General features: G+C 38.4%; 6 protein-coding genes and 1 pseudogene. 1 reads left to right on the top strand and 6 read right to left on the bottom strand.

Annotated features, from left to right (window positions below; genetic code table 11):
• Window positions 1–156 (top strand): annotated as a pseudogene (locus BM278_RS18535) (IS982 family transposase); the annotation flags it as partial.
• 25 nt (window positions 157–181) lie between these two features.
• Here BM278_RS18535 and BM278_RS17940 read toward each other — a convergent pair.
• The 6 genes from BM278_RS17940 to BM278_RS17915 form a co-directional block, all read right to left on the bottom strand.
• On the bottom strand, window positions 182–826 hold the full coding sequence (locus BM278_RS17940; protein WP_090952451.1) for a hypothetical protein: 645 nt from the start codon (window positions 824–826) through the stop codon (window positions 182–184).
• Window positions 823–1,686, bottom strand: coding sequence for an ATP-binding cassette domain-containing protein (locus BM278_RS17935; RefSeq protein ID WP_090952448.1), 864 nt, complete (start codon window positions 1,684–1,686; stop codon window positions 823–825). The genes BM278_RS17940 and BM278_RS17935 overlap by 4 nt, the downstream gene beginning before the upstream one ends.
• Complete coding sequence (locus BM278_RS17930) at window positions 1,687–3,306, bottom strand: M1 aminopeptidase family protein (protein ID WP_143093493.1); 1,620 nt, start codon at window positions 3,304–3,306, stop codon at window positions 1,687–1,689. It lies immediately after the preceding gene.
• Between the two features lie 546 nt (window positions 3,307–3,852).
• Window positions 3,853–4,245 carry a hypothetical protein gene (locus BM278_RS17925; RefSeq protein WP_090952441.1) on the bottom strand — a complete coding sequence of 131 codons (393 nt, stop codon included), beginning with the start codon at window positions 4,243–4,245 and terminating at the stop codon, window positions 3,853–3,855.
• A 334-nt stretch (window positions 4,246–4,579) separates the two neighbouring features.
• Window positions 4,580–4,888, bottom strand: coding sequence for a hypothetical protein (locus BM278_RS19010; protein ID WP_090952437.1), 309 nt, complete (start codon window positions 4,886–4,888; stop codon window positions 4,580–4,582).
• Between the two features lie 178 nt (window positions 4,889–5,066).
• Window positions 5,067–5,332: IS66 family transposase (locus BM278_RS17915; RefSeq protein ID WP_143093475.1), on the bottom strand; the 266-nt coding region annotated here is incomplete at its 5' end.

Raw genomic sequence — 5,332 nt, 5'->3', positions numbered from 1 at the left:
CAAAAACGCAAAGTGATCGAGACGGTGTTCTCGGTTCTGGTTGACCAATACCGGATCACAGAGATTCGAGCGAATTCCATGATCGGATTTGAAGTAGCGCTCGACGGCATATTGTTAGCCTATTCGTTGGTCACACTAGGGCTAGTTGAGTTCTAACGCTCAACTAGCACCACGGGTTTGTTTATGTATATCGTTTAGTCAAAACCATCGACAGCACGGTCTGGCCCAATAATAAAAAGAAACCAGAGAGCACCCCATTGACTATCGCTTTTGACATAACGTCACGAAAAGAAAAAGGGCTTGAGACAAAAGCCATCGCATGATACCATGGCATTACTTCTCCATTCGTTAAATACTCCGTTACTACATAAGTGGCAATCATAACGATCGACACCATGACATTCCGAAAAATCGCAACTAACAAAAAACCGACTGTCGCAAATAGCAAGCTTAGTGTTCCAACATAAACAAGCAAAGGGGCATAATCTTGATTTTCCACTACAGAATGCACCATCCATAAACTTCCTACCAACAGCAATAAATACATGAGTATAAACGGCAATACACGGGATATCCCATGATACCATCTCGATAATGGATAGCTGGGAAGAAGTTCGTGCAATCCTCCCTCAAAATATTCATCATATAAATGAATGATCCACCAGCACGCAAGAGGAGCAATAAGAAATTCAAGCGTATTATAAATATATAAAGAAAAACCTTGATATGTAGCCAATTGATATATAAACAACAGAAAGACAATAAGGGGGAGAAAAAATGACCATCCCATTGATTTTATTTCAAAAACAAGATTTATCTTTTTCAATGGTTATCCCCCTTCATCATATAAAGGTAAGCATCTTCCAATGTCGGATGAACACGTTTCGCCTCTTTTATGCTTTCCTGCGATAACATTCTAACAATATAGCGATCCCCGGCTTCTTTCACCGAAATAATTTGCGATTCCGGAATTTGTTCTAAGTCGCGCGAATTCACGTCTTTTTCCCACACGAGTCCGTCTACTATTTGCAACACTTCTTGTCTTGATCCTTCCAACAGAATTGTCCCCTTATTCATCATAGCAACATAATCACATGTTGTTTCTAAATCCTCGACAATATGGGAAGAAATAATAATGGTTCGGTTGGCGGAGATTTTCCGAAGCAAATTGCGAAATCTTACCCTTTCTTGAATGTCCAATCCAGCAGTAGGTTCATCTACAATAACAATTTTCGGATTGCCTAATAAAGCCTGAGCAATCCCAACTCTTCTGATCATTCCACCTGACAGATACTTGATTTTTTCGTTTCTCTGTTCATAAAGATTCACATTTTCCAGCACCGCATCAAGCTCCGATATTCTGCGTTCTTTGTTAGTAATTCCTTTTAAAATAGCAAAATGATGAAGCACTTCATAAACCTTCATCGTTTTATAAGCGGAGAAATACTGCGGCAAATAGCCAATTAACGGTTTCACTCTTTGGTCGTTCTCCCACGAAATATCACCGAAAGTAATTGTCCCTTCTTCCAAAGGAAGCAAAGTCGCTATGATCTTCATTAATGTTGTTTTTCCAGCCCCATTAGGACCGAGCAAACCGTAAGTTCCCTTGATATTCAATGAAATATTATTTAATACAACCTTGTTTTTATACCGCTTTTTCACATTTCGAATTTCTAGTACGGACACTTATAAATCCTCCTTGATGACGATATATTGCTCTACGAGCTTCTTTAATTCGTTCCAATCCTGACTTCCACTTTCAATAAGCTGGAACCACTCTTGGCAAAAGCGATTTTTCATTTCCACGTTTCCTTCCTTCTTTATCCATTGGACGATACTGCTTTTAATTTGATCCTTTTCCGATTTTATCGGATTCATACGAGGCAAAAAACTGCCGTCATCTGGAATGCCATGTTGTTGGTTATAGACGTAAGCATAAACGGAATCGAATAAATGGAGATACTCCATATCTTTTATTGGAATCCCTTTGTATTTCCAAGTAAGAGCAGGAACGAGCATATACGTATAATTGGCCTCATCCTGCGGAAGAATGGTTGCCTGATATTGCAATGACGTCCCATAAATAAGATGGTCAGAGGCAAACCATATGTACTCCTCGACAGCGAAATCATTAATGGAGAGAATAGGGACAAAAACAACCAACTTTGGAAACCCTTCATATGGAATATGAAAGTTGCGTGAAATGGTTTCCATAATATGACTAGTGCGCTCTTTAAATTCAGGATATTGGTACATATTCTTCTCCCAAGTCATCGGTTGCACAAATTGCGTACCATCGTTCTTCCTATTCATTTCCGCTATCTTACCAACCACTACCGATAACCCAAATGAAGATCTTCCATGCCATTTCTTACTCCCAACCTTTTTTATATTCGTATATAAAGGAGTAGGCCCGTCATAGGTTAAAGTAATTTCGGCATCATTGCCCCACTGATGATTATTTCTAATAAGACCAATTTTCGTATATTGAAAAGCAGGTTCTACATTGCTCGATGGCAGCCACGGAAAGTAATATGGCAAATATACCGCTCGTGAATTAGCGAAGAACAACGGCGAACTCAATCCTTTATAAGAAATGGAAAGCTGACAACTTTGCTTAGGTGGCAATTCGCTTGGCAGCTGAATGTTTAAAAGATCGTTTTTTTGCTGGAATGACAATTTTTTATGGCTGCTCGAAACGTCTATCACCTTAAATCCATGGTACAAAGACAAGGATATATTGTCTAACGGCTGTTTTTGATTGTTCACTATTGTAATAGCGGTATCGATCTCTACTAGCCGTTTTATCTTCATATGGACGTCATACTTTGTAATCGCAATCACTTGATGCGGTACAGAATTCTCATGAGACAAAGCCCGATAGTACGTTTCATCGACACGCTCCCTTGTTCCTGCCAGTAGAGAATTGCTAATATAGATTTGTCTGTCTAAAGTAAAGTAATAAATCAAAGCTCCTATACTCCCTATACATACCGCAACATACATATAAAACCGTTTTTCTATGTTGCCTCGTTTTCTTAAAAAATGGGTGAAAAGAAAAAGAAAACTGATACATAGCAGCATAAATAATCGTTTCATCCAATGGTAAAGAGAAAGTTCAAATCCATATAAATCGTTAAATAACGCATAAGGGTTTGGTTCTCCAAGATTGATCCATGCAAGAAAATCAGAGAATACCGGTTTGGATGCGGCTGTACCAAAAAAATAAGAATTTGCCGGCCCAATTAACGCCCAAACGAAAAGAATAAGAGGGTAAATGATTTTTCCCTTAAACCAAGATGCCAACAAAGCTCCTATTAGCATAGATAAAAAGAAGGAAATTCCCCAGTATAGGACAATATAAAGAAACGCATCATAATAGAAAGGAAGAAAAGATATACCCTTTGGCAAAAACAAAAATACATAGATGGAAAAAACAAATAAACAAATCAATAACACAAGAATGAAAAAAAAGAGTAATTTCCCGATAAACTTAGAAAAATTTCCTTTTGGGATCGATGAAAATATATCGTGTAAATGATTATTTTCTTCCAGTCTAATCAATAAAACCCCAAAAAATAAAAAAGCAAGCATTCCCCCTTGTACTGCAAAACTCATTCTTACTAATGCTTCCCCAGGAGAAAAGTTATATCCGGTAGAATAAAAATGAAAACCGTAGTACACATACGTAAGAAAACAAACTAGCAAAATCCAAAAAAGCGGATTTCTCCGAAAAAGGATCCACATGACGTTCATAGAATTGAAAACCTTCATATGGTACACCTCATTTTAGCGATCAGATGCGGAAAGCAATACGAGGTTGACATTACCCTCATATTGCTTTCCCTTCATCTACTGATTTTCGATATATGTTAAACCATTCGCATAAACCGCTCCACTTTCGCCAGCCCATTTCGAGCGCGGATAATACTTTCCGTTAGTTACTTTTAAATTATATACGGAGCCTTCTTCATAATCGTAAACTCTTCGATTAAACACTTCTGGATCGAATCCTGTAACTTCACGCGACACCATAGCATAGAAGTCAATATGGCTGTTATTTTGGTACGTAACTTCATTCAGAACTCCATCACCGACAGAAATACTTGAGCCAGAAACATCTAAATGTGAAGAGTCAATTCTGGCAATAGAAGATGCTGCTAGAGCACTCGCACCTATTAACAAGGATAAACCTAAAGATGAGACTATTAAAGAGAATTTGTTCAATTTTTTTCCTTTTGTCATCCCTCTTTCCCCCTTCATTTTCATATCAAGCCGGCCGACTTTACCCCCACTATATCAAAATAAACAAGAAAAAACATCCGTATTTTCCGCAAATTTGGTTGCAGAAAATACGGATGTTTAAGGATGTCCATAAGATTAAACAATCGGTGACAGCTTTTTAGCGTACATCGAACCTCACAAAGAAAAGTTTTTTAGTGCTTAGGACGTATCACTCGAGAAGCAACAGGCAACGGAAACTTGAGCTGTTAGGCATCCGTTTTAGGGAAAGTTTTTACCGCCTTTCCCATCCCTTGTTCTTCAACGATCTTGAAACAGCGCAAGCATCTCTATATTGCTATTGCGGTTTCCTGTCTGCTCTCTGAATGAAAACAAATGTTGTAAACATAAGCACAATAACCGTTATCGATAAAATCACCAATTTCCTTAATAAAAACGGATCCCAAACGGGCGGCTGGAATAAAAAGATGTGCGGCCATGGCATAAATTCCCCTAACGTGACCACTTCTAAAACCGTATAAATGATAATAATCGTTAAGGAAATCTCAATGTTTTTAATCAGCACGATAAGGGATGTTCCAAAAAACATATAGAATAGCACTAAAATAATAAAATGAATCACGTTCAAAGCTGATAATGAAGACATCCCGTACTTCACCACAAAAGCGGTACACAGAAGAAAAACCCCGATGATATTGACAATGAAGTATCTTAAGAAGTCAATCCCAAACCGTTTGGAATAATACGGAACGTAACTATTCACCCCAGTGCTAGTGTATAAAAAAGCCCAGCACAAATAGGGCATTTCGGTCATAGAAAATGCTCTAGGTAGCGGAAAGAACTCGATCGATCGTTTCGCCTGCCAACAGAAGACATAACGAATCCCACACGTTTTTTTCGTGTTTCGTCAGTGTGGAAACGATGCTTCTTGCGATGCAAAACGACTGCGCGAATGTTTCTTCGCGAAACGTACCCGAAATGTTCTCTTTGACTTTGACCATGCGAAGATCGCGTTCGGCTTGGTTGTTATCAAAGGGAACATGTACTTCACGTAAGAAACGCAGCGCTTCTTCCTTTCGTTTTTGAAGGC

Origin of the sequence: Parageobacillus thermantarcticus (assembly GCF_900111865.1) — a bacterium.
Lineage (GTDB): Bacteria > Bacillota > Bacilli > Bacillales > Anoxybacillaceae > Parageobacillus > Parageobacillus thermantarcticus.
Note: the sequence above shows the minus strand (reverse complement) of the source record. Positions and strands in the feature narration are given on the sequence as shown.

What these genes read in the sequence shown, in the direction of transcription:
- BM278_RS17925 (WP_090952441.1), bottom strand. Translation starts at nt 4,245, where the DNA reads ATGACAAAAGGAAAAAAATTGAACAAATTCTCTTTAATAGTCTCATCT.
- BM278_RS19010 (WP_090952437.1), bottom strand. Translation starts at nt 4,888, where the DNA reads ATGTCTTCATTATCAGCTTTGAACGTGATTCATTTTATTATTTTAGTG.